This window comes from Allobaculum stercoricanis DSM 13633 (assembly GCF_000384195.1).
In the GTDB taxonomy this organism is placed as follows: domain Bacteria; phylum Bacillota_I; class Bacilli_A; order Erysipelotrichales; family Erysipelotrichaceae; genus Allobaculum; species Allobaculum stercoricanis.
Window position 1 is genome coordinate 563,907 of record NZ_KB913034.1, and the last position, 24,572, is coordinate 588,478.

The 24,572-nt window shown below is 37.4% G+C and carries 26 protein-coding genes; 22 read left to right on the forward strand and 4 right to left on the reverse strand.

The features are described 5' to 3' along the window. The 7 genes from ALLST_RS0102670 (at position 1) to hisE (ending at position 4,498) form a co-directional block, all read left to right on the forward strand. Positions 1 to 1,035 carry a pyridoxal phosphate-dependent aminotransferase gene (locus ALLST_RS0102670; protein ID WP_019892498.1) on the forward strand — a complete coding sequence of 345 codons (1,035 nt, stop codon included), beginning with the start codon at positions 1 to 3 and terminating at the stop codon, positions 1,033 to 1,035. Positions 1,036 to 1,104: 69 nt separating this feature from the next. Beyond that, positions 1,105 to 1,686 (forward strand): imidazoleglycerol-phosphate dehydratase HisB, encoded by a 582-nt coding sequence (hisB, locus tag ALLST_RS0102675; protein ID WP_019892499.1) that lies wholly within the window; start codon positions 1,105 to 1,107, stop codon positions 1,684 to 1,686. Beyond that, a complete protein-coding gene (hisH, locus tag ALLST_RS0102680; protein WP_019892500.1) occupies positions 1,683 to 2,327 on the forward strand; it encodes an imidazole glycerol phosphate synthase subunit HisH in 645 nt (214 codons plus the stop codon). The genes hisB and hisH overlap by 4 nt, the downstream gene beginning before the upstream one ends. Continuing rightward, positions 2,324 to 3,055 (forward strand): 1-(5-phosphoribosyl)-5-[(5-phosphoribosylamino)methylideneamino]imidazole-4-carboxamide isomerase, encoded by a 732-nt coding sequence (gene hisA, locus ALLST_RS0102685; RefSeq protein ID WP_019892502.1) that lies wholly within the window; start codon positions 2,324 to 2,326, stop codon positions 3,053 to 3,055. Before hisH ends, hisA begins: the two co-directional genes overlap by 4 nt. 2 nt (positions 3,056 to 3,057) lie before the next feature. After that, the gene (gene hisF / locus ALLST_RS0102690) at positions 3,058 to 3,813 is read left to right on the forward strand and encodes an imidazole glycerol phosphate synthase subunit HisF (RefSeq protein ID WP_019892503.1); all 756 of its coding nucleotides are present in this window, start codon (positions 3,058 to 3,060) and stop codon (positions 3,811 to 3,813) included. Further along, positions 3,810 to 4,139 carry a phosphoribosyl-AMP cyclohydrolase gene (gene hisI, locus ALLST_RS0102695; RefSeq protein ID WP_019892504.1) on the forward strand — a complete coding sequence of 110 codons (330 nt, stop codon included), beginning with the start codon at positions 3,810 to 3,812 and terminating at the stop codon, positions 4,137 to 4,139. The genes hisF and hisI overlap by 4 nt, the downstream gene beginning before the upstream one ends. 29 nt (positions 4,140 to 4,168) lie before the next feature. Then, positions 4,169 to 4,498: a phosphoribosyl-ATP diphosphatase gene (gene hisE / locus ALLST_RS0102700; protein ID WP_026472746.1), complete on the forward strand. Its 330-nt coding sequence runs from the start codon at positions 4,169 to 4,171 to the stop codon at positions 4,496 to 4,498. Positions 4,499 to 4,576: 78 nt separating this feature from the next. On the opposite strand, the gene ALLST_RS0102705 is transcribed toward hisE, so the two are convergent. Both ALLST_RS0102705 and ALLST_RS0102710 read right to left on the reverse strand, forming a co-directional pair. Further along, on the reverse strand, positions 4,577 to 5,179 hold the full coding sequence (locus tag ALLST_RS0102705) for a LysO family transporter (protein ID WP_019892506.1): 603 nt from the start codon (positions 5,177 to 5,179) through the stop codon (positions 4,577 to 4,579). 9 nt (positions 5,180 to 5,188) lie between these two features. Further along, a complete protein-coding gene (locus tag ALLST_RS0102710; RefSeq protein ID WP_019892507.1) occupies positions 5,189 to 5,473 on the reverse strand; it encodes a hypothetical protein in 285 nt (94 codons plus the stop codon). A 409-nt stretch (positions 5,474 to 5,882) separates the two neighbouring features. On the opposite strand from ALLST_RS0102710, the gene ALLST_RS0102715 reads away from it, so the two are divergent. The 15 genes from ALLST_RS0102715 (at position 5,883) to ALLST_RS0102785 (ending at position 22,996) form a co-directional block, all read left to right on the forward strand. Next, positions 5,883 to 6,488 (forward strand): hypothetical protein, encoded by a 606-nt coding sequence (locus ALLST_RS0102715; protein WP_019892508.1) that lies wholly within the window; start codon positions 5,883 to 5,885, stop codon positions 6,486 to 6,488. A gap of 175 nt (positions 6,489 to 6,663) precedes the next feature. Then, positions 6,664 to 7,377 carry a response regulator transcription factor gene (locus ALLST_RS0102720; RefSeq protein WP_019892509.1) on the forward strand — a complete coding sequence of 238 codons (714 nt, stop codon included), beginning with the start codon at positions 6,664 to 6,666 and terminating at the stop codon, positions 7,375 to 7,377. Then, complete coding sequence (locus ALLST_RS0102725) at positions 7,377 to 10,067, forward strand: histidine kinase dimerization/phospho-acceptor domain-containing protein (RefSeq protein ID WP_019892510.1); 2,691 nt, start codon at positions 7,377 to 7,379, stop codon at positions 10,065 to 10,067. Before ALLST_RS0102720 ends, ALLST_RS0102725 begins: the two co-directional genes overlap by 1 nt. Before the next feature lie 54 nt (positions 10,068 to 10,121). Continuing rightward, on the forward strand, positions 10,122 to 11,246 hold the full coding sequence (locus ALLST_RS0102730) for an AI-2E family transporter (protein ID WP_019892511.1): 1,125 nt from the start codon (positions 10,122 to 10,124) through the stop codon (positions 11,244 to 11,246). Positions 11,247 to 11,261: 15 nt separating this feature from the next. Then, positions 11,262 to 12,095 (forward strand): glycosyltransferase family 8 protein, encoded by an 834-nt coding sequence (locus ALLST_RS0102735; RefSeq protein ID WP_019892512.1) that lies wholly within the window; start codon positions 11,262 to 11,264, stop codon positions 12,093 to 12,095. Between the two features lie 527 nt (positions 12,096 to 12,622). Next, positions 12,623 to 13,399, forward strand: coding sequence for a glutamate racemase (murI, locus tag ALLST_RS0102740; protein WP_019892513.1), 777 nt, complete (start codon positions 12,623 to 12,625; stop codon positions 13,397 to 13,399). Next, on the forward strand, positions 13,392 to 14,786 hold the full coding sequence (locus ALLST_RS0102745) for an aminopeptidase (RefSeq protein ID WP_019892514.1): 1,395 nt from the start codon (positions 13,392 to 13,394) through the stop codon (positions 14,784 to 14,786). Before murI ends, ALLST_RS0102745 begins: the two co-directional genes overlap by 8 nt. Before the next feature lie 191 nt (positions 14,787 to 14,977). Continuing rightward, complete coding sequence (locus tag ALLST_RS0102750; RefSeq protein WP_019892515.1) at positions 14,978 to 15,805, forward strand: pyridoxamine kinase; 828 nt, start codon at positions 14,978 to 14,980, stop codon at positions 15,803 to 15,805. Next, positions 15,802 to 16,068, forward strand: a complete 267-nt coding sequence (locus ALLST_RS0102755; RefSeq protein WP_019892516.1) for a TIGR04076 family protein — start codon at positions 15,802 to 15,804, stop codon at positions 16,066 to 16,068. Before ALLST_RS0102750 ends, ALLST_RS0102755 begins: the two co-directional genes overlap by 4 nt. 221 nt (positions 16,069 to 16,289) lie before the next feature. Further along, the gene (locus ALLST_RS0102760) at positions 16,290 to 18,404 is read left to right on the forward strand and encodes a serine hydrolase (protein ID WP_019892518.1); all 2,115 of its coding nucleotides are present in this window, start codon (positions 16,290 to 16,292) and stop codon (positions 18,402 to 18,404) included. Positions 18,405 to 18,708: 304 nt separating this feature from the next. Beyond that, positions 18,709 to 19,758 carry a hypothetical protein gene (locus ALLST_RS0102765; RefSeq protein WP_156816550.1) on the forward strand — a complete coding sequence of 350 codons (1,050 nt, stop codon included), beginning with the start codon at positions 18,709 to 18,711 and terminating at the stop codon, positions 19,756 to 19,758. Between the two features lie 168 nt (positions 19,759 to 19,926). Continuing rightward, positions 19,927 to 20,718, forward strand: a complete 792-nt coding sequence (locus tag ALLST_RS10965; RefSeq protein ID WP_019892521.1) for an HD domain-containing protein — start codon at positions 19,927 to 19,929, stop codon at positions 20,716 to 20,718. Between the two features lie 55 nt (positions 20,719 to 20,773). Beyond that, a complete protein-coding gene (locus tag ALLST_RS0102775) occupies positions 20,774 to 21,628 on the forward strand; it encodes a Cof-type HAD-IIB family hydrolase (RefSeq protein ID WP_019892522.1) in 855 nt (284 codons plus the stop codon). 4 nt (positions 21,629 to 21,632) lie between these two features. Beyond that, on the forward strand, positions 21,633 to 22,505 hold the full coding sequence (gene thyA / locus ALLST_RS0102780) for a thymidylate synthase (protein WP_019892523.1): 873 nt from the start codon (positions 21,633 to 21,635) through the stop codon (positions 22,503 to 22,505). Continuing rightward, positions 22,505 to 22,996, forward strand: a complete 492-nt coding sequence (locus ALLST_RS0102785; RefSeq protein WP_026472748.1) for a dihydrofolate reductase — start codon at positions 22,505 to 22,507, stop codon at positions 22,994 to 22,996. The genes thyA and ALLST_RS0102785 overlap by 1 nt, the downstream gene beginning before the upstream one ends. Positions 22,997 to 23,048: 52 nt before the next feature. On the opposite strand, the gene ALLST_RS0102790 is transcribed toward ALLST_RS0102785, so the two are convergent. Continuing rightward, positions 23,049 to 23,975 carry an AEC family transporter gene (locus ALLST_RS0102790; protein ID WP_019892525.1) on the reverse strand — a complete coding sequence of 309 codons (927 nt, stop codon included), beginning with the start codon at positions 23,973 to 23,975 and terminating at the stop codon, positions 23,049 to 23,051. A gap of 140 nt (positions 23,976 to 24,115) precedes the next feature. Beyond that, positions 24,116 to 24,460: a hypothetical protein gene (locus tag ALLST_RS0102795; RefSeq protein WP_019892526.1), complete on the reverse strand. Its 345-nt coding sequence runs from the start codon at positions 24,458 to 24,460 to the stop codon at positions 24,116 to 24,118. Positions 24,461 to 24,572 lie beyond the last annotated feature (112 nt).

Genomic DNA, 24,572 nt, shown 5'->3' on the forward strand with positions numbered 1-24,572 from the left:
ATGAGTGCTCTTTATCAAGCTCATGTTCAAAAAGGGATCTTGTTAAATGCCAATGAAAGTTCGAATGAACCATCCCAAATGATCTTAGATCAGATTGTGCAAGATTTAAAAGATGGACATCTCAATCGTTATCCAGATGATCAAGCAACCCAGCTCGTGCAAGCATTCGCAAAGTTATACGATCTCGATGCCAAGGGGATTTTAGCGGGGAATGGGAGTGATGCAACTTTACAAATCATGATCAACTCACTTTGTCGTCAAGACCGCCCTTTAGTCACGCTAAAACCTGATTTTGGTATGTACGACTTTTATGCAAGTGCAATGCAAAGCAAGGTATATGCGTATTCAACAAATTGGCAAGGGGAATTTGATGTTCAAGCATTGATTCAATTTGCCAAAGATAAACAAGCGGGATTAGTCTTATTTTCTAACCCCAATAATCCAACAGGGCATCAAATTGATCGGCAAACTCTTTTATCTATGGCTAAAGGACTTGATCCGATTGTCTTGGCAGTGGATGAAGCATATATGGATTTTTCCGATCAAAGTTTATTGGACCAAGTGCAATCTTTAGACAACGTTATTGTGACAAGAACTTTATCTAAAGCTTGGGGACTAGCGGGAGTTCGTTGTGGTTTTTTAATTGCGAATACCAAACTAGCCGAACAACTCGCCAAGTGGCGTGTTGTTTATTCAGTTTCGACCCTTGATCAAATTGCTGCGCAAGCCGGTCTTGCTCATGTTGAAGTGAAAGATGAATATGTCGCTTGTATCCAACAAGAAATAAAACGAATTCAACAACAACTTGACAAAGTGCCACTTTTAAAAGTGGGAGAGATGCATGCCAATTTTTATGCGATTAGCTTTGTTGATGAGCAAGGTAATCTTGATCTCTGGCGCAATGTCCAATTAGAAAAAAGTTTTGTTCAACATAATATCCAAGTGCGTACTTGGCCAAATCATGAACGGATTCGAATCACGATTGGTTTACCCCAACAAAACAATCTCGTTTTGAAATTGATTCAAGCAAATTGATCTTGCCAGGCTAGCCATGAAAGTTCTTTTAGTCAAAATAAACAAAGTAGGATTTGAAAGGAAATATGTATGAGAGAAACACAACTGCAACGGAATACAAAAGAAACCCAAATCGATCTTTCAATCTCTCTAGATGAAGATCAAGCTACAAGTTATGTTTCAACGCCGATTGGCTTTTTTAATCACATGTTAGAGCTGTTCAGTTTTCATTCTAATATTTCAATTGATCTAGAAGCCCAAGGCGATGTTGATGTCGATGATCACCATTTAATCGAAGATACTGGGATTCTTTTAGGCCAAGCGCTTAAAAAAGCTTTAGGGGATAAACGAGGCATTGCTCGTTATGGAAATTGTCGCCTGCCTATGGATGAGGCTTTAGCGCAAGTGGATCTTGATTTTTCCGGACGTCCTTATCTCGTTTTTGAATGTGAATTTCATCGTGAGAGTATTGGCGTTTTTTCTACAGAAATGGTCGAAGAATTTTTACGAGCATTCGCATTTAATGCAGGAATGACTTTGCATATCCATGTCTATGGAAAAAATGATCACCACCAAATCGAAGCAATTTTTAAAGGGCTCGGTCGAGCAATCAAACAAGCGGTCGCTATTGAATCAGATCGCTTACCTTCAACAAAAGGAGTATTAGAATGATTGGAATTATTGATTATGGAATGGGAAATCTCCACTCTGTTTACTCGGCTTGTCAATACTTAGAATTAGAGGCCATCATTTCGGCAGATCCACAACAATTAGAACGATGCGAACGCTTAATATTACCCGGCGTGGGAGCATTTGGGGACATGATTAACATGTTAACAAGTAGTGGTTTGTACGATTGGTTGAAAGAACAAGTTGAAATTTGTCATAAACCTTTACTGGGAATTTGTTTGGGAATGCAGGCTTTATTTGATCGCTCCTTCGAATATGGTGAATATGAAGGCATTCACTTTATGAAAGGCGATATTTGCCCATTAGAGTCTTTACAAGTCCATGAAAAAGGAAAAGAAGTTGTGCTAACGGTGCCACAAATCGGTTGGAATAAGCTGTTCTTTTCTAGTGATTTTGCACTCGCTGATGAATTAGAGGTAGATCCTTATGTTTATTTTGATCACTCATATGCCTTGATGCATTGGGATCCAATCAATTTAAAAGCCTATGCGCAATATGGTCCTTATATTATTCCGGCTATTTTAATTCAAGATAATGTGATGGGATGTCAGTTCCACCCAGAAAAATCCGGACCGACAGGGCTAAGAATTTTGGAATGGTTTGGAAAGGAGTTTTGCGTATGATCCTCTTACCTGCAATCGATATTTTAGAAGGTAAGCCAGTTCGCTTACGGCAAGGAGACTATAACCAAGCAAACCAAGTCGCTGCTTCTGTTTTAGAAACAGCACAGTCATTTGCGGCAAGTGGGGCGACGTGGGTACATTTAGTCGATTTAGATGGGGCAAAAGCAGGACGGCCGATCAACGATGCCCTCATTTTACAAACCGCCCAAGCACTCTCGATCCCTGTTGAAGTTGGTGGTGGAATTCGTAACGAAAGCCAAGCACGCATGTATTTAGATGGAGGAGTAGAGCGTGTCATTCTTTCTACAGCTGCGTTGGCTGATTTAAATTTAGTCAAACGTCTAGCAAAAGACTATCCAGGCAGAATTGCGGTGGGATTAGATTGTAAAGATTCTCGCGTCAAAGTTTCCGGTTGGTTAGAAGATGGTGGAGTGATGATTGAAGACGCTGTGCAAATGATGGAAGAAGCAGGAATTCAAACGCTGATTGTGACCGACATTTGTCGAGATGGCATGTTAAGTGGACCAAGTTATGAGTTGTATCGAAAACTATCAAAATTAACAACTTGTGATCTCATTGCGAGTGGTGGAATTGCGAGTTTAGAAGATTTAGAACAACTTGAAAAAGATGGCAATGTTGTCGGGGCGATTACCGGAAAAGCAATTTATTCGGGCGCCATTGATTTAAAGCCAGCTTTGATGATGTTAAACAAAGCGAAAGGAAAGTAAATATGCTTACCAAACGAATTATTCCATGTCTCGATGTTCGCGATGGCAAAGTGGTTAAAGGGATTAACTTTGTGGGGATCAAAGAAGTCGGAGATCCGGTCGAACTTGCCAAAAAATATAATGATCAGCGCGCTGATGAGCTAGTTTTTTTAGATATCACAGCAACCTATGAAGGGCGTAAAACGATGGTTGATGTCGTTAGGCGTGTTGCCCAACAAGTGTTTATTCCTTTAACTGTTGGCGGGGGAATTTCTTCAATCGAACAAATCCGGGATTTATTACATAGTGGTGCCGATAAAATTTCTTTAAATTCAGCCGCCTTAGACCATCCGGAATTGATTGAACAAGCAGCTAAAGTTTATGGTGCCCAATGTGTTGTTTTAGCTATTGATGCGAAAAAAATGCCCGATGGTTCATGGCATTGCTTTAAAGCAGGAGGTCGTGTGGATACTGGCATAGATGCAGTCGAATGGGCCAAAAAAGCAACAGCATTAGGTGCTGGAGAAATTTTATTAACGAGTATGGATGCCGATGGAACGAAAAAAGGTTTTGATCTTGAACTCTGTCGTGCAATTAAACAAGCGGTCAACGTTCCCGTTATTGCTTCAGGAGGTTGTGGCCAAGTAGAACACTTTGCCCAAGTGTTTGAAGAAGATGTCGCCGATGCAGCGTTAGCGGCTTCTTTATTCCACTATAACGAATTAAGCGTAAGGGACGTGAAAGAACATTTAAAACAGAGAGGAGTCGAAGTTCGATGATCGATCTCGATTTTAAAAAATGTAATGGGCTAATTCCGACAATTGTTCAAGATGTGCATGATGGGACAGTGTTGATGTTGGCCTATATGAATGAAGAAGCGCTGCAAAAAACGCTTGAAACCGGGAAAGCGACGTTTTGGTCGCGCAGTCGCAATGAACTTTGGACAAAAGGGGAAACATCAGGCAATTTCCAACTCGTGAAAAAGATTTATAAAGATTGCGACGAAGATACCTTGTTACTTCAAGTCGAAAGTGTAGGACCAGCTTGTCATACTGGCAATCGAAGTTGTTTCTATCGCTTATTAGAAAAACAGCCTAACTCATGATTGTTTTAGAGATCAAGAAAGGAGAAGAAATGGAACAAAACGAATTTGAAGTCTTGTATCAAACGATTATGGATCGAAAAGAAAATCCCCAAGAAGGATCATATACGGCATATTTGTTTGAAAAAGGCGAAGATAAAATCTTAAAAAAAGTCGGTGAAGAGTGCACGGAGGTTGTGATTGCTTCTTTAAATCAAACGAAAGAAGATTTAGTCAATGAAATGGCGGATCTCATTTATCACTTAACAGTTTTGATGGCGCAAAAAGGAGTTTCAATGGCGGATGTGGAAGCAGAACTCGCCAAACGTTCAGAAAAAAAGCATAATTTAAAAGCCGAGCGAAAACCGATTACCAACTATTAAGCACTGAAAGAATTAAATCAATCTATATATAAATAGAAAACCGTCCAAATCAATTGAATTATTTTGGACGGTTTTTAATTACATGATATTGATAAAGAACGAAATCAAAATTGGAACCATAAACGAGCAGATTACGCCATTGAATACAGATAAAACGACGGTTTCTTCGTTGGTATATTTTAAAATGATCGGCAAGGTCGTATCTTCACTCGTTGCGCCAGCGGGAGCGATGCAAGTGTAGTGATTAAAATGAATAGCGAGAAATGGAATGATCATGAAGGAAAACATCTCACGCATTAGATTGCTCATAAAAGCAATACTGCCTATTTCAGCAGTCGCTAATTCACTAAGGGTAACACCAGCTAAACTATACCAACCTAAGCCACTAGCAATCGCAGTGCCATAACCGATCGGCATTTTTAAAATTAAAGAACAAATAAAGCCCCCTAATATGGAACCAATGATAACTCCAATAGGGATGATGAAAATCTTCACATGATATTCTTTGATTTTAGAAAAAATGCCTTTTTGCATCCCGATGCTAATGCCAACGGAAAACATGAGGACATATAATACGATATCTTTATTTTCTATGATCGCATTGAGTGGGGGCAGTTCGGCTCCAGACATTCCATAAAAGAGTCCGAGAATCAATGCTAAAATCATGACTAAAACAATCATTCATACACCTCATTTTTCTTGAGAATTATCTCTTTTTTCCATAAATTTTTTAGTTAAAACATAGACGATTAGAATGGACAATACGGTGGGGATGAAAAAGAACAATAAACTGGATAGCCCTAATGAAGATAGATTACTCATAAAGTTTTGATCTTTTCCTAATGTTGCGCCCATCGAGAGAATCAACAGAAAAGTACATGCAAGAGAGATAAATTCGTTTTCCTTTTTTGCCCGATTTGGTACGAGGAATCGTCCGGCCAGAATACCAAAACACATAACAATTAAAACATCCACAAAATATCCCCCTTCATTTCAAAAAAAGCATTGCACATTGTATCAAAAATTATAGATAAAATGAACTTTCCTTACTAACGATTCATTTCTGTGAAAGACTTGCCTATTCTTAGGCGAAAAGAATTCGCTATCGTGAAATTGAGGTAGAGAATGAAGAAAACTCAGCTTGAATTCGTACGATAGGAAAACTTTCAAAAATAAAGTCAACAGAACATGAAAAGAAATGTCGTAATCGAGAGGTTGAAGGATTTCTGAAATAATTGAATGGATCATTTACACACCGCTAATGATTGGAGGTGTGTTTTTTAGTTAAGCAAAATGCAAAGAAACATTAGGAAATTGTTTCGATTTTAGCTCGTAAGATTTAACGATTGTTCTTTAAATTAAGATTCAAGGAGTTTTTAATCTTATGAAACAATACTTAATCATTAGTATCGGTATGATTTTATTTGGTTTGAGTTCAACTTATTTGATCGAATTTATAAATCATTGGTTTTTATTGGGGTGCTTTGCGATCTTTTGTAGTTCTGTATTTGTACTTTTTGCCCAATCCCCAAAAGAAGCGATTGTTTTCTATTTGATGTATAGCGTATCGTTTCTTCTTTCAAGATATTTACTGACTAGTTTTGATTTAGCCCCTGTTTTCTATTTCATCACAATTAGTGGTCTTGCTTGTTTGACTATTTTATTTTTGACGCGCCCGGGTGTGAAAATGAATGCTTTACGTTCTTTTGCGGCCCTTGTTTTTATTTTATTTTTAATGAATCAGCCACGATCGGTTTTTTATATTGGTTTAGTGATCGGCATATTGACGTTTGTGAATTTGAGTTTACAAGCAAGTCGTACAGATTTTTCTAAAAAACGCTTCTGGAAAGATCGTACGGCGCATCGAAACTTTCAAGAAAGAATTGCCGCAAGAAATCGATTGACAACCTTGTTGATCGTGCAAAGTGTTTGCGCGGAATATAACAAATTGGATAATTATCAATATAATTCGAAAACGCCATTACTTTAGCGTAAAAGTGGTGTTGTATATAAAATAATAATGTCAATCTTACGTCTTTGTGATTCATTTGAATCACGGTCAAATCTTTGTTTGGTCATGTTAGAATAAAAGTAGTTTGAAAAAACAAACTCATTGATTGATTCAATATCGAATAAACGATTCGTTAAATAGAAAGGGAATAAATATGGAACATTTAATTCTTGTTGTCGAAGACGATCAGGGTCTTCGCGAAGCAATTAATATTTATTTGAAAAGCCAACAATACAAAACAGTGTTAGCAGAAAATGGAATGGAAGGATTACAACAATTGGATAAATTGGGCGATCAAGTGCATCTTGCGATTGTCGATTTAATGATGCCAGTCATGGATGGTTTGACGATGATTCAAGAAGTGCGCAAACGTTATGATTTTCCAATCATCATTCTTTCTGCCCGTTCAGAAGAAGTGGATAAAATTAACGGTTTAACGATGGGTGCGGATGACTATTTAACAAAACCATTCTCATCGATGGAATTATTAGCGCGTGTCAATGCCGCTTTACGTCGTTATGATCGGTTCTTGGAAATGAAAACGACAGGTGTGGATGATAAAAAAGCAGAACTGTTAGTCAATCGAGGTCTGGAACTGAATACCTTAACGAAAGAAGTTCGTGTGGATGGCAAAGAAGTCCATTTGACACCAAAAGAATTTTTAATTCTTGAACTGTTGATGCGTAATCCTGGACGAGTATTTTCTGCTGCCGAAATCTATGAATCAATTTGGAAAGAAGATGCCCTGTCCACAGAAACGATTACCGTTCATATCCGTAAATTACGAGAAAAAATTGAAGAAAATCCAAAAAAACCGGTTTATTTACAAGTTGTCTGGGGCTTGGGCTATAAACTGCGTCGTGACTAATGAAAAATAAAAAGAATTTTTGGTTTACCTCGTTGATCGTTGTACTCACTGTTGTGATCTCGGTTTTAGCCAGTCAAATTACCGGACGAATCGTCATCTCGCAAAACTCGCAACGCATTTATTTAGTGAATTCACTCCAACAATATTTAGAACAAAATGCGGTATCGCGATTGAGAAGTTTAGATTCACAAGCACAATGGTTGAATGTGGAAGAGGATGCTCCTCAAGAAGTTCAGGATTATATTGCGGAAACATTGACGACATCCATTCGTTTAAGTGACGATCAACTATCAAAAGATAGTAACTTAGCGTGGATTATTCATATGCGTGTCGATGGTGTTGACCATGAATATACGCATAACTGGAAAGATTCATACAACATGGAAACCGGAGCCCTCGATTACACGATTCGTAAAAGCGGAAATAAGATTTCCTATTCGGGTTTGAATTATCCAACGCAAGCTTTCAATGCGAAAAAGACAATTCTTGTTCCGCCATCGATCGTTCCGACAAAACGTTTAGGTTCACAAAAAGGTGCCGAATATTCGTATTCATTTAACCTTCCTAATGATTTTTCGATACGTTATTACATTCCGTCGAATATTAAACCCAATGCGGGAGTGATCGCACGGACTTGCGAGAACAAGGATGTCAGAAACTTCTTTTTCGCTCTTTTTGCGGGAAGTGGAGTTTTAGCGGCGATCGTTATTCTGACGAAGTGGAAATATGAAGAAGAAACTTTCATGTTGGCACATTTACGCAATATGAAAGCAATATTTGCATGGTTGACCATGGGGATATCGATTTATGGTGTGGCGTCTATTTTATATGCGCTTGCCGTCTTTAAAGCGAGTGGCACACTGAATCAATTGCTTCAAAGTTTTGGTCTAACGATTACACAAGCAGAAGTAACGGCTTTTGGAACTATACTTGTTGGTTGGATGGTTTTATATCAACTGATCACGTTGGCTTTGTTGTATATCAAATCCATTTTCTCGCAAGGCATCGTGCGTTATTTACAACACGATACCTTAGTTGCGCAAATTTTAAAAAATAGTCAGGTCAACCTTGCACAAGTGATGAGTTCTTCAACAAACAATACTTCGATTTTTCAAATCTTTGTTTTGGGCAGTATTTTAATGGTTATTGTTTGTGCGCTCATTGCTGGTTTTGGCATGGTCTTTGGATCAATTGGATTAATAATTGGCTTTGTCTTTGGGGTCTTGTTATGTTGCGGCTTTTTATGGGGCGTCTATAGCAAGATGGATCAAAGCTATCAAAAAGTTTATCAAGCGAGTCAAAAACTAGCGAACGGTCATTTTAATGATTTAGAAGAACAAGAAATTGGATTGTATCAACCGTTATATAACTTGTTGGTCGAGACATCGAATAGTTGTCAAGAAGCGGTCAAAGAAGGTCTAGCGAGTCAGATTTCTAAAACGCAATTGATTTCGAATGTCTCACACGATTTAAAAACACCAGTAGCCGGCATTCAAAGCTATGCCGAACTGATTTCTTTATCCGATAACATGGATGATATTCATGAGTATTCAAAACGGTTAACGGGATATTCAGAACGTCTAACCGATTTGATCACCGACTTATTTGATGTTGCAAGAGCAACGAGTGGTGATATTGTCCTTGAACAAATTGATTTGGATTTAAGCGAACTGATTATGCAGGTTGCTGCGGAATGGACCGATCAGTTTGACGAAAAACAATTGACACTTGTGATGAATTTACAACCGAATGCCCTAGTGCATTTAGATCCGGGTAAAACGGTTCGCATTATCGAAAACTTATTATCCAATATTTATAAATACGCGATGAAAAATACCCGTGTATTTGTTGATTTGTATGAACGAGAAGGTTTCTGCCATGTAATCTTTAAAAACATCTCTAGTACGCAAATGAATTTTACACCTGAATCGATTGTTGAACGATTTACAAGAGGCGATGCTTCCCGACATGAGAAGGGCAGTGGACTTGGACTTGCGATCGTCAAAAGTTTCACGGAAATTCAACAAGGATCCTTTGAAGTTCAAACAGATGGCGATTTATTTAAAGCAGTCATGATTTTTGAAGCGCCACTTATGGCCAAGATGGCCAAAGAGGCTAGGGAAAAAGAATTTGCGAATCGACCTGAATCGATGCCTGATTTACCTCCAATGCCACCATTAGAAGAACCATTATCTGATACAAGCAATGTCGATCCTATTCAAGTGAATGAGTCCATCATGACTAAAGATGAACCATTACTCGAACATGAAGAAGCTTCTAGTTCAAATGCAAAGGACAATGATGTCATTCAAGAAATGATCAACGAAAATGCTGAAAGTTTACCTGTTGAAAAGATTAGTGAACAAGATCAGCAATCGCAAGAAAATACAGAAGAGATTCCGGCTCTACCTGTAGTTGATGTGGAGGCTATAATTCAAGCTATTCGCGATTTACATCAACGAAAAGTTCAACAACAACAAGAGTATGAAGTCGAAACCGATGTGTTACGCAAGGCTTCTTTGAAATCATCAATAACTGAACTTGAACGCATGGAAAAAGAAGCAATTGCGCAAGCAAAACAAGACATTGAACCAAAATCAGATTTGCAAAGTGATGAATCTATTGATTTGCAAGAGTGGACAAAATGGAAAACATTCATCAAAGAAATAGAAGAAGAACAAGAAAACTAAGCATCTTCAAGGCCAATTTGGAGTTGAAAGTGTTCAATGGTCAGGGAGGTAAACATGAAATTTAATACTAAATCTCCACTATTTCTCGTCACATTTGGAATATTGTTATTTGCCGGGGTAATGAACTTACCGATGGTTTTACAGTTTTTACAAAGTATGTTGAGTTTAGTGTTTCCAGTTATCATTGGACTGGTGTTTGCATTTGTGCTCAATGTGCCCATGCGCGGCTTTGAACGCTTATTAAGACGACTAGCTTCAAAGATGAATAAAAAACCGAGTGATCATACACTTCAAAAGGTAAGTTTATTTTTAACACTGATCACCATTGGACTAGTCATTACGATTGCGTTGACGATGTTATTTCCAGCATTGATCACATCCGTAAAAAGTATTACTCCATTAATGCGGGAACGATGGCCAGAATGGCTCGCTATTTTAAGTAGTCATGAAATTGATGTATCCGCGATTAATGAATGGATGAATAGCCTTGATTTTGAATCGTTAGCAGGTAATGCAAAAAATATTTTGGGTTCTGCATTCAATGCGGCTTCTTCAACGATTTCTTTAATCACGAGTGTTTTATTTGGTTTGATCATTGCTGTCTATGTTTTACTCAGTAAAGAAACGCTAAGCCGACAAACGAGAAAATTTGTTTATGCCAATTTAAAAGAACAAACAGCTGATCAAATTTGTGAAGTCGCAGTTTTAGCACGTGATACATTTGCTAAATTTCTTTCCGGGCAATGTGTGGAAGCGATCATTCTTGGTGTATTGATTTTTGTTTCGTTTAGTGTATTCCAAGTACCTTATGCAGGACTGATTGGCTTTTTGACCAGTTTATTTGCCTTTATCCCTTATGTTGGTGCGTTTGCATCTTGTGCAGTCGGTGTATTTTTGGCTTTACTTGTCGATCCATCAAAAGCAATACTTTGCCTAGTGGTTTATATGGTTGTTCAGTTTGTTGAAAATCAGTTTATTTATCCACATGTCGTTGGTAACTCCGTGGGATTGATGCCAATTTGGACATTGATCGCCGCTTTGATTGGCGGAAAACTGTTTGGTGTTGTGGGAATTATTTTCTCCATTCCTCTTACCGCAACGTTATATGTATTAGTTCGTGAAGATACCAATCATAAGCTTGCCCAAAAAAACAGGTTAAGTACGCAATCCGGCGAATAAAAAGAGGAGTCAAATATGCAGAGTGACAAAATCAATCTTCTCGTCACGTTCGACAAAAATTACATTCGACCGTTTGAAGTAATGCTCAAATCGTTAGTGACCACCAATGCAAAAGAGATGTTTCATGTTTGGCTTTTACATAGTGAAATTCCCATTGAGAATTTGCAAGAACTGCATGAATTTTGTAGCGAACAAAGAGTGACTTTAACGCCGATTCAAGTGGATCGAAAGATCTTTAAATATGCCCCGATTTCCAAACAATATCCGCAAGAAATGTATTACCGCCTATTAGCCCCATTACTTTTGCCAGAATCAATCGAAAAGGTTTTGTATATTGATCCAGATATTCTTGTGATCAATTCAATCCGTCCTTTATGGGAGATTGATTTAGGAGATAATACTTTTGCGGCAGCTTCTCATTCTGGCGTCTTTGATTTGATGAGCGATGTGAACCGGGTCCGATTAGGTCAAGAACACGATTATTATAATTCTGGTGTAATCTTGATTGATTTGATCAAAGCACGAAAGCTTGTCAAAGCTGAAGAGATTTTCGATTATGTAAAAACGCATGCAGCAGAGCTAGTCTTGCCCGATCAAGATGTGTTCAATTTCTTATATGGTGACGATACACTCCAAATCGATGATACGATTTGGAATTTTGATCCACGCTATTTTACGGCATACCGTTTGCGCAGCAATGGTCAGTGCGATATGGATTGGTTGATGCAAAATACAGTCTTTTTACACTTCTGTGGAAAAAAGAAACCTTGGAAAGCAAGCTATTCAAATCGCTTTGCATCGCTGTATAAGCACTACATGAATCTGACATTTCGCAAAACAAATGAGTAAGAAAAATAAGCAATATACAACGAATAAAAGTGGAGTTCGATGAGGATGACTTCACTTTTGTTTTTTCTTCATTTAAAAAAAGAAGGGCTTTGACTAAGTAGGTCGATTTATAGACCAAGAAAGCCATCTTCTTAACGAAAGATTTATGTTCTTCAAAACAGTGCTATATTATTTTTACACAAAAAACAAAGTCTCAAAGACTAAGATAGACGATAAGGTACATCATTGATGATCCAAATGAAGTCTGATCTCACCTTCATTTATGATGTAAAGCAATCAATGAAAAGACGGAAAGATTATTCTAAAAATGAGACCTAAAATCTCAAGGTTATTTGAGCAAACCTAAAAAAGCGAAGAGTAAAAGATCATCATGGTAAGCTTTTAAGGGGGAAAAGAGGTGGATTGAAAATTGTACAATCTACCTTTTTTCTATTTAACAATCAAGACAATCTTATTTTTTGAAAGAATTGAAATCAAATTTAAACGAAATGAAAAAAGATGTTGTATATTGGAAAAAGGTGATACACATGAAAGCGAACGATCCAATCGGAGTATTTGATTCAGGTTTAGGCGGATTAAGTGTCGTCGCAACGCTAAGACAAATGCTTCCTTATGAAAATATTGTTTATTTTGGAGATTCGGCGCGTAATCCTTATGGAACAAAACCAAAACAACAAGTAAGAGATTACTGCTTTGAAATTGTCGAACATTTAAAACAAAAATCTGTAAAAGCAATCGTCATCGCCTGCAATACTGCAACCAGTGTTGCGGCAAATGATTTGCGAAAACAGTACCCAGAATTAGACATTATCGGTATGGAACCAGCATTAAAGCCAGCAGCAACCATGAAGACACCTTCGACGATTGCCGTATGGGCAACGGATTTAACGCTCAAAGAAGAGAAATTTAAACATCTCATGGAGCGTTATGAACAAGACCATACGATTATTCGGGTGGCTTGTCCAAAGCTTGTCGAATTGGTGGAACAAGACGCACTTGATCAAACAGAACTTGTCGATCGTGTTTTACAGGGATATTTAGATCAATGTCAAGGCGCGGAATTTATTGTTTTAGGTTGTACCCACTTTTTATTTTACAAAGAGCGGCTTTTACAACTGATCGATAAAAACGTGCAAGTTATTGATGGCAATGCGGGAACTGTCAATCGCGTTCGCTTTTTATTGGATCAAAAAAATTTGTTGAATCAAGACGAAGAAGGCAATCTTTCTATTGAAAATTCGGATTCTACAAAACTTGAGTTGTCCGAAAAATTAGTAAAAAAAATGGAGGGTAAACATGAGTGAAAAAAAGAATATCTGGCTTGAAAGCACAGATGAACAAAAACAAGACATCATGACAACAGCAGATGGATATATGGATTATCTATCTAAATGTAAAACTGAACGTTTAGCTGTGAAAGAATCAATTTCATTAGCGCAAGAACATGGATATGAAGATATCAAAACATATATTTCTGCAAATAAACCATTAAAAGCTGGTGACAAAGTGTATTACAACATGAATGGAAAAGCATTAGCTTTATTCCATGTGGGTACAAAACCACTTTCTGAAGGTTTAAATATTTTAGGTGCTCATATCGATTCACCACGTATCGATTTAAAACAACATCCAATCTATGAAAAAGATGGAATCTGCCTTTTAGATACTCACTACTATGGTGGAATTAAAGCATACCAATGGGTAACAATTCCTCTTTCTTTATTTGGGGTTGTGTATTTAAAAGATGGTCGCCAAGTAGAAATCGCTATTGGGGACAAAGAAGACGATGAAGTATTTGTAATCACAGATCTTTTAATCCACCTTTCTGGAGAACGAATGACAAGAAAAGCCAATGAAGTCATCGAAGGTGAATCACTCGATGTTACATTTGGCTCAATTCCACAAAAAGGCGATGCGAAAGATCCAGTCAAAGCCAATATTTTAAGTCTATTAAAATCTCGTTACGACATTGAAGAAGAAGACTTTATCAGTGCCGAACTCGAACTCGTTCCAAGTGGTAAAGCAAGAACTTGTGGTTTAGATCACTCCATGATTTTAGGATATGGCCAAGATGACCGCATTTGTGCTTATACATCTTTATTGGCAATGCTCAATACAGCAAATGAAGAAGTAGAAAGAACAAGCGTATGCTTATTAGTCGATAAAGAAGAAGTTGGTTCTATCGGGGCAACAGGTATGCAATCCTACTTCTTTGAAAACGTAGTAGCTGAACTGATGAACTTATTAGGTCAATATAACGAATTAAATGTTCGTCGTGCTTTACAAAACTCTTGCATGTTATCTTGCGACGTTTCAGCTGCTCATGATCCAAACTATGCAGAAGCAAGTTCCCCAAATAACAATGCGGCTGAATTTGGTTATGGTGTTTGCCTGTCTAAATATGTAGGTAGCCGTGGTAAATCCGGATCAAATGATGCTGATGCAGAATATATTTCAAAACTGCGCATGATGGCAAGCGATGCTAATGTCATCTGGCAAACAGGAGAACTTGGAAAAGTAAACCAAGGTGGAGGCGGAACAATCGCTTATATCTTGGCTAGATACGGTATGCAAGTCATCGACTGTGGTGTTGCATTAATGAATATGCATGCACCATTTGAACTCGCTTCTAAAGCAGACGTATACAGCGCATTGAAATTCAATGAAGCTTTCTTACGTTCAATGAAATAAAAACAAATCGCTTGTAGGTGCTTAGCCTACAAGCTTTTTTATACAAATGCAAAAAATGGGTTTATATTTTGTTTATTCTGATTGGCATGAGATGGCTTACAATAAAATCTCCTTTAAATAAAGTGAAAAAATGGCTATTCTAATACTATTAAACGTTATTCGACTCGAAATCCGAATGGAAAGGAGATTATATGAGTAAGAAAATTCTTTTGATTAATGATATGGCGGGATATGGAAAAGTTGCCCTTGCGGCAATGATTCCTGTGTTATCTCACATGAAATATGAAATCTTTAATTTACCAACAGCACTTGTTTCCAATACATTGGACTATGGTAAGTTCGATATTTTAGAAACAACGGGTTATATGAAAAATACAATGCAAGTTTGGGATGAATTGCAATTTGAATTTGATGCCATCTCTACAGGCTTTATTGTGTCTCAAGAACAAACAAAATTGATCTCTGATTTTTGTAAAAAGAAAGCACAAAAAGGAACAGTCATCTTCTGTGATCCAATTATGGGTGATGATGGAATACTCTATAATGGCGTGGAAGAGACGACAATTGATTTAATGCGTGAATTAATTTCTGTTGCCGATTACATTGTTCCTAACTATACCGAAGCCGCATATTTGGCGAAAATGCCTTATCAAAAAGATGGCTATACAGAAGAAGAATATCGCAACATGATCGAGGTTTTACGCGCTACTGGCGCAAAATCTGTCGTGATCACAAGTGCAATTTTAAAAGGAACAAAACAAAGTGCAGTTGTAGGATATGATCATCAACTCGACTCATACTTTAAAATCGACTTTGAAGAAGTTCCTGTTCGTTTTCCAGGGACTGGAGATATTTTCTCCGCAGTATTTACAGGCAAAATCTTAGAAGGTTTACCTGTTGTCAAAGCCACTCAAAAGGCAATGGATGTTGTTAAAAAAATGGTTGAACTCAATATGAATAACGTTGATAAGTATAAAGGGATTCCTTTGGAAATGTATTTAGAGGATTTAGAAGGATGAACAAGCCGAAAATTCGAATCACACTAATCGATCAAAAAGGAAAATGTGGTTGTCATCGGGGACATCAAATTGGGGATAGCTTTGATTTTGATCTTGAAAGAGGAAAACTTTGCCCAATGGCGATGCATGTTGCTTTTCCTTATATTGATATTTTGCGATACGGTGGTGAAATCCCCGGCCAACCGAAAGGAGAAGCTGTCTTTTCTTGTCCTGATGTCGATACGCTCAATATTTTTAAAATTGAACGGATTGATCAAGAATAAGGATTTGCTAGCTTCATGATTTTGAATCCATTGCTTGGATTGAATCATTCATCACGATATAAAAGCTTAAAAAACGACAAGATGATCAAGAAAAAGTCTTGTCGTTTTCTTTTTGGCCTAAAAAAACAAGATACATAGCGAGCTATGAATTCTGTTGGTATAATCAAAAAAGAAATGAGCATTTTTGCTTGTTTTTTTGTGTTTGAAAGAAGGAAGAAGAAATGCCGAAAAATCGATTTTCCCATACACGATCTTGGATCAAAAAAATAGGTTTGGTCACTTTGCCGCTTTGCTTGATCATGACGCAAGTACTTTATGCAAAAGAAGAAGCATGGAGCGAACAGGCTAGTGAAGATCAATTTATTGAAGAGTCAACCCAACTAGAAGTGAATGAAGAATCAGAGGATTTGCAAACCTCTTTTGATCAATCTTCAGCGATGCAAATTGTAAAGTTAACAGAAGCGCAAATTCAAAACTATGTTCCGCAAATCAATATCAATGCACCCGCGAAAACATTAGGAACTAAAGATGTTGAACTTCTTATTCAAGGCATTGAAGAACTCGAAACAAGATCAACCCTCTCAAGAAAACTGAGCCAATATCCACTTGTTGTTCAATTAGAAAGTTTAGATAAAGAACAAAGAAAAACGCTCAAAGAACGCTTGATGGCGATTCGACCTTATATGGAAACCCAGCCCGTTCATTCCATTTATAATCCCAATACAGGTGAACATTTGCTGTCTACAGATATGCATGAAGTGCATGATTTAGAGGCAATGGGGTGGCGTAATGAAGGCATCATTTTTGGCTCAACGATAAAAGAGGGTGTTCCAATTTACCGTTTTTATCAAAAATCAACGGGACATCATCGTTATACGTCGAAAAAAGAAGAAATGGACCAACTTAAAGCAAAGGGTTGGAGTCAAGATCAAACCATTCTCTATGCAAGCCCAATTGATGGCCAAGAAGTTTATCAAATTCAAAATCCAAACGACAAAAGAATTGCTTTAAGTCCAGATCCTCAAGAACGAGAAGCGCTTTGTAAACTGGGGTGGATTGATTTAGGTGTAGCATTTAAAGTGACACCTTATGCCAATGTCGTTGTCCAACAACAAAACAATCAAGCAACGCTACAAGCTTTTGATAGCAAAGGCAATCAGATTGTCGGAACGTTAAAAATGCGCGTCCATGCTGCTTACTTTGATCCTAATCACGAGGGTAAGATGAGCTTTGGATATATTGATGTGTTGCCTGAACACCAAACAGGAGAATTGATTACAGAAAGCTGTTATCGTCTCTATTTAGGCGATGGCCAAATGGCAACAGGTGAACAAAATATCAACAATCAAATCCGCTATTTTGATCTAGGTGATGGCCATATGGTCCGCGATAAAATGATTCGCTATGGAGCTGATCGTAGCGCCTATTATTATGATCAAGAAGGAAATCGATTTACCGGCACGATGGAATATCAAGGACGTCTACTTGAATTCGATGCGCAAACCGGCAAACTGAAGCAAGATGTGCAAAAATTGATGAATCGATTAACACAATATATTGAGCAAAATAAACGACCCAATGAGACTTACTCGCTTGCTTTGCGTTTACCTAATCAAAATGAACAGTATCTTTGGAACAATGGTGTTCAACAATCAGCAAGTACGATGAAATTGTTTGTGATGGGGGCAATTTACGAAAATTATGAAACGTATATTGCGCGCTATGGAAAAACAACAATCGACAACGCTTTACATGCAATGATTACCGTTAGTGATAATGAAAGTTGGAAGTATTTAACTGCTGTTTTAGCAAACGGAAGCTATGCCCAAGGTGTAGAAGAATTGACAAATTGGTGCAAGCAACACGGCTATAGTCAAACGAGAATGGAAAATCGCGCTTATGGAAACTTTACAAGTGTTCATGATTCGTCAAAGATTCTGCAAGATATTTACTTAGGTAAGCTCAAACATTCAAAAGCAATGGAAAATCTCATCTGTCAACAAAGAATTCCAGGGCGTTTACTGGCGGGAATTCCAGCAAATGTAAAAACAGGCAATAAAGCAGGTTGGTTATCCAATACGTCCAATGATTCAGTGATTGTATGGATGGATGATGGCGTTTATATTCTCAGTATGATGACAACAGACTTAGTCGACTACAATAACTGTTTGAAAATGATGCAAACAGTATCCAATCAAACGTATCTTTGGATGAAAGATAACTATGATGGAACAAGCGTTGTTCATGAAGCTAAGAAGATGGAAGAAGATTCAACCGCAAAAAATCTGATTCTTTTTTCAGAAGAAAAATCTAAACAATCAAAATCTAAATCATAAAGAACAAGTTAGGCAAAGCGATTCTTTTTATAGTTGAACTTTGCTTTCTTTTAAGATGAATAGAAGAAGATCTTACAACCTATAGAAATAGAGAATGAAGGTGGACAGGGGGATCTAGGTAAAATTGGTCAATCTACATGATTGTGCCTTATAATGAATGTAGAATAAGAGAAAATTTTTTGGAAATCCCTAAAATGATCGTTAATAAGTTCAATCACACATGTTAAACAAACTTTATCATTTCTATTCAAGGATCATGTTGAATTGAACCCCCACTTTAAAATAGCGAGTTGAAAGAAGGCCTATGATGAAACAATATTCAAGAATGAGTCTTGCCCTTTTATTGGCAACGAATGTTCTTGTTGGATGTCAAAACGCCAACCAGAATCCGTCCCAGACAAATACTGCTTCAGCTACACTGCAAGAACCAAGTGAAGCGACCACAAATAATCCAAGTGCGATTTCAAATGATTTATTGAATCAACTTGTACAAGCCAATCAAGATGATCAACTGGCAAAAGAAATTTGGACAAAGCTTTTAAATCAGACTGTAGAATTCCATCATGGAAAAGTAGAAACCAATAGTGAGATCGAATTGTATGACTATAAAGGTGATGATATTACAAGTCATACACCGGCAAATTTGTTAGAAGAAATTGATCGTCAAAGTGGAATGATCATTCGCGATCATGACATTCTTGCGATGAGTTATATGGAAAACGATGACAAAAATCAATCTACTTTACTCAATTTATATGGTAAGTTTGCGCGAGTTTCTTCCAATCGCTCGATTGCAGTCAAAGCCCTCCTCAATCATGAACAAGCACATTTTGATGAGGGGCTGATTACTGATATTAACGAGGATACATATACGCAAGATACGTATGCCGAAGTGTTCTTACAAGAAAACTTAATGAACGGGGGATATTTACGTAGCATAGATCCGATTCAAAACGCATCTTTATATGTTTATGATTGCATTGAAACAGAAGATGGATATGAGCTCACTGCAACGATTCGATCTGTTTCTGACTATCAAACGATGGCTAAACGAACAATGGTTTCGGAAGATGAGAACGAAACGCAAACGTTAGTCGCTTTAGATGAGGCGACAAAAGAACAATTTGTGTTTACATTTGATCGCAACGGAGTTTTAAAAGAACTCACGAATGACATCTTTAACGTTCGCATTAACAAAGACAAGAAAACATATGTCAATTTGCATCAAGAAATCGAAGTAGAAGAGTTTGATGAAAACGAACACTTCACCCAAGAATTAGATCGATTAATGCAGATGATCGAAAGTAGAAAATTAGAATCGGGAAGCGCATTTGATGTTCCACAATTAGACTAATGCGCACCGATTTGATTAAAAAAGAATGAATCAAAAAACTCATCGATGCAAGAGGATTCATAAGCAATCGATGAGTTTTTTCTGCAAAAATCAACGAGCGAAAGAGTCAAAAATTTATTAAAACAAACAAAGACGTTAAAATGATGAGGAAGATAAAGAAGGTAGAACATGATCAAACCAGCGCAAACCAAACAAGAAAAATTTTTTGATGAGTATGTCAAACCATATGATCCAACGGATCCTAAAATTGCATTGAAAATCGAACATACTGGTTATGTCGTTCAAGCCGCTGATCAAATTGCTAAAAGTTTAGAACTCAATGACCAACAAAAACAACTTGCGCATGTTGCTGCGTTATTTCATGATATCGGGCGTTTTGAACAAGTGCGTCGCTATCATACTTTTTTTGATTCTCAAAGCGTGGATCATGCTGCCCTCGGGGCTTCAATTTTAAAAGAAGAAAAAATTCTCGCAGATGATTTTTCTTTAGATCAACAAACACAAATTATAGAAGCTGTTCGCGTGCATAGTATGTTAGCAATCCCTGATCAGCATGTAGGATGGCAAAGAACATTGGATCAAATCGTTCGCGACGCCGATAAGATTGATATTTTCCGTGTTGCAGCAACCCAAGATGCAATCGATACTAGTGGCCAACCAATTACCGCTATTCAACATGCAACGATTACGCCGATCGTTTATGATTCAATTATGAGTGGTAAAAGTGTTTTACGTTCAGATCGTCAAACCGCACTCGATATGTGGATTTCGTTTTTAGGATTTGTCTTTGATTTGAATTTTTCAAAATCTGCTGATCTCATTTTAGAAGCAGGATATTGGAATATACCTCTTCAAAATATGTTAGATGAAAATCTCATCACGGATCATAAAACACGTCATGAAGTAGAAATGTTACTTGAAAAAACAAAACAGTATTTAATCCAGATGACACAACAATAAAAAGAATAAAACCTCTTTGAAAATATTGACTATATAAAATAGAAGGAGAAACACTATGGAAAATCAAAACCGCCCGATTACAACACTTGTAGCTGTTGATTTAGATGGGACTTTATTAACAAGTGAAAAGAAAGTCAGCGAAAAAACGAAAGAAGCGATTCGTGAATTAAAAGAACACGGGATCTTATTTGGAATTGTCTCTGGCCGTCCGGTAGAAAGTGGCTTAATTCTTTGTGAAGGATGGGGCATTCAAGATTCCATTAGCTTTTTAATTGGGATGAATGGTGGCGTTCTTTATGATGTTCGACGCAAAGAAAAAGAAACATATTCTATTCTGCCAGGACACACAATCTGGAAGATTATTGAAGCTTATCACGATATGCCAACGCTTCATTTTGAGGTGATGGTTGGAAATAAACGTTATGTTCAATACTCCACGCCAGAAACGATTGCTAATGCCAAATTATATGGTGAAGAAGAAATTATCGTAGATTTAGAAGCATTTTTAGAAAATCATAATGTGAATAAGCTCGTTATTCGCTCTACTGTTCAAGAACAGCCTCGCGTTAAAGAAATTGGGGATAAAATTAAAATTCCTGGCGTTATTGGCTTTTCAACAAGTGACGTTCTTTATGAATTCGTCGATCCAGATATTAATAAAGGTTATGGCTTATACAAAGTTTGCGATCACTTTGGTTTAAACTTAAAAAATGTCGTTGCTTTTGGAGACGAAAATAACGACGTGCAAATGTTGATGACAGCCGGAACCGGTGTTGCGATGAAAAATGCTTTACCAGGTGTCAAAGCAATTTGTGATGTCGTGAGTGAATATACTAACGATGAAGATGCTATCGCACATTACATCAATGAGGTGATTTTGCCTCAACAACAAGAGAAAGTGGAGCGATAAACATATGGCAAAATGGGATGATATTTATTGTTCGTTATGCGAAACGATATTAACGACAGGAACACGCGTCCATAACCGGACGGGAATTGATACCATCAAAATACCAAGTACGCATTTCCAACTTGACGTTGGACAAGAATTTCCAATCTTAACGACAAAGCAGCTCTTTATTCGCCAAGCAGTTTTAGAGATGTTATGGATTTATCAGGCGCAAAGCAATGATGTTCGTTGGCTACAAGAACGCAATGTGCATATTTGGGATGAATGGGAAATTGATGAAAACGGCGACTGGAAAGATGTAAAAACAGGAAAAGTATTACGCCATTTCGATCCATCCATGGCGCATACGATTGGGACCGCATATGGTTATGTTGTCAAAAAGTATGGGTTGATTGATCGTTTGATTCAATCTCTTCAAGAAACGCCTGAGGATCGCCGACGTGTAGTTTCGCTATGGCAAGATGCCGAAATGGAAACAGCCGTGTTGCCAAGTTGTGTATGGAGTAGTGAATGGGATATTACCGATGGAAAACTCAATGTTTGGGTTCACCAAAGATCTTGTGATGTTCCACTTGGTTTACCATTTAATGTGACACAATACGCAGTATTGATGAAAATGTTGGCCCAAGTTTGTCATTTAGAAGTGGGAACATTAGATTGGTCGATTAAAGATGCGCATATTTATGTTAATCAAATCGAGGGAATTCAAGAACAACTCTCTAGATGGCACGAAAATGGATCGTATGAAGCACCAACACTGTGGCTAAATCCAAAAGTGGAAGATTTTTATCAATTCGATAACTCCAAAGAATTAAAAGATATACGTTTAGAAGGGTACAGGCATATGGGAAAAATCAGCATGCCGATTGCACAATAATGAAGTTAATGATGATTGCGGCGATTGGGAAAAATCGCGAATTAGGATTACAGGGCGATATGCCTTGGAAAAGAGCACTCAAACAGGATTTGACATTTTTTAGAGATACAACAAAAGGTCATGCGATGGTCATGGGGCGAAAAACATTTGAAAGTTTGCCCAAGATGTTACCGGGAAGAAAACATATCGTCATCACGACAAGTGAAATGAAACCACAAGAAAATTTGGAAGTGTTTCATTCGATCGATGCATTTCTGCAAACATATCAAGATACGGATCAAACTATTTTTGTGATTGGCGGAGGTTCGATCTATCAACAAATGTTAGACGCTTGTGCGGGTATGTATTTGACTTTGATTGATTGTGAATTTGAAGCGGATACTTGGTTTCCGCAATGGGATTGCGATCAGTTTACTTCAACTTGCCTAGGTCACGTTGAAGAAAATGGCTACTCGTATTCTCATGTCTTATTCACACGAAAAGAAGCATAAAATAAAAGACTGAATCACACTGTAAAGTAAGATTCAGTCTTTTTTTACCCAATTATAGGGAAGTTAAAACGATTGTCCATAAAGGAAGAGTGATCATCGACAGAACTGTCGATAAGAAAATTAGCTCGCTAGCAAAACGTTCATCAACATCGTATTTTTGGGATAAGATCGCCATCGTGACTGGCGCTGGCATTGCACTTTCGAGTACACAAATTCCAAGAGGCAGACCACTAATTCCAATTAGGGCTAAAAGACAGCCAATCGCTATCGGAATGAGAACAAGGCGGAATAGGCAATACAATAGAACATCTTTTTGAAAGACATCGCGAATATCGATTTGCGAAAGAATCACGCCAATGATCAGCATGATGAATACGGTATTACACTTACCTAGATCAGATAGTGTTTCTTCTAATAACGTAGGGAATTGAAATCCAAAATATTGAGCAACCATACAAAGGACGCCAACTTCAATTGCAATCATACAAGGATGGAAAACGACTTTTTTGACTAAAGCTTTTAGATCCATTTGTTTGTTGGATTGATAAATTGTGATGCCATAAGCCCACATCACAATGCGTAACCAAATTGCATAAATTGAAGCATAAAGAACACCGATTTGGCCAAAAGCTGCTTGTGAGATAATTGTGCCAAGTGTACCTGCGTTATTGGATACAGTTGCATACTCGAGATTAATTCTATGTTTTGGATCACGTATGTGTTTCCATAATAGAGGAGAAACAAAGAGCATCAATACCTGAATCCCAAAGGAAAGAACAAAAATAGTTAGAGTAGATTGAATGATCTCATCGGTTGGTTCAATTAAAAATGAGATGAAAATGGAGCAAGGCAAAATTAGATTTGCCACTAAAAAATTCATTTGTTTCGCCGTTGATTGGCTGATCCATTTTTTACGCCCCATGATCCAACCGATCGCAAGAAAACATAAGATTTTAATTTGAAGTCGAATCATGTCCATAGAATTTCTCCTTAAAAAAGCGAGATCTATTGTATCGACAATTGATAATAATGCCTAAAAAAATAGTAGAAGAAGAAAAAATGCAAGAGAAAAGGGCTTTCGAATTGTTCGAAAGCCCTAAATGGCTAAATAGAAGGGAATTAAACTCTTCCTTTAATGCGAGAAAGTTTTTGAATCATTGCTTTCTTTTCTTCTTGTTCTCTGATTCTTTCTTTTTCGGCTTGTTCTTCAATTTTTTGATTCACTTTTAAAGCGACATAAGCCGTAGCACAAGCTACACTTGTCGCAATAGCCCCAAGCGCAATCGCTTTAAATGCGCGATCGGTACGAGCTTGTTTGACGTAACGGTCATGATCTTCATCAAGAGAAATAAAGCTATTTGTTAAACGATTTGCTTGATTATTTAATACTTTTGCGGCTAAAGCTTTACGTGTATTTGTGTTTAAATTTTGAATTTCATTAGCTAGAGAATCTAATTTGTTCATGATCCTGCCTCCTTTCATTGTTCTTACTTTCACTTTACTCTCATCCCTTCATGAGAACAAGCTAGACGATCAGTTGATCAAATCATCCATATTCATCCGAAAAATATAAAGA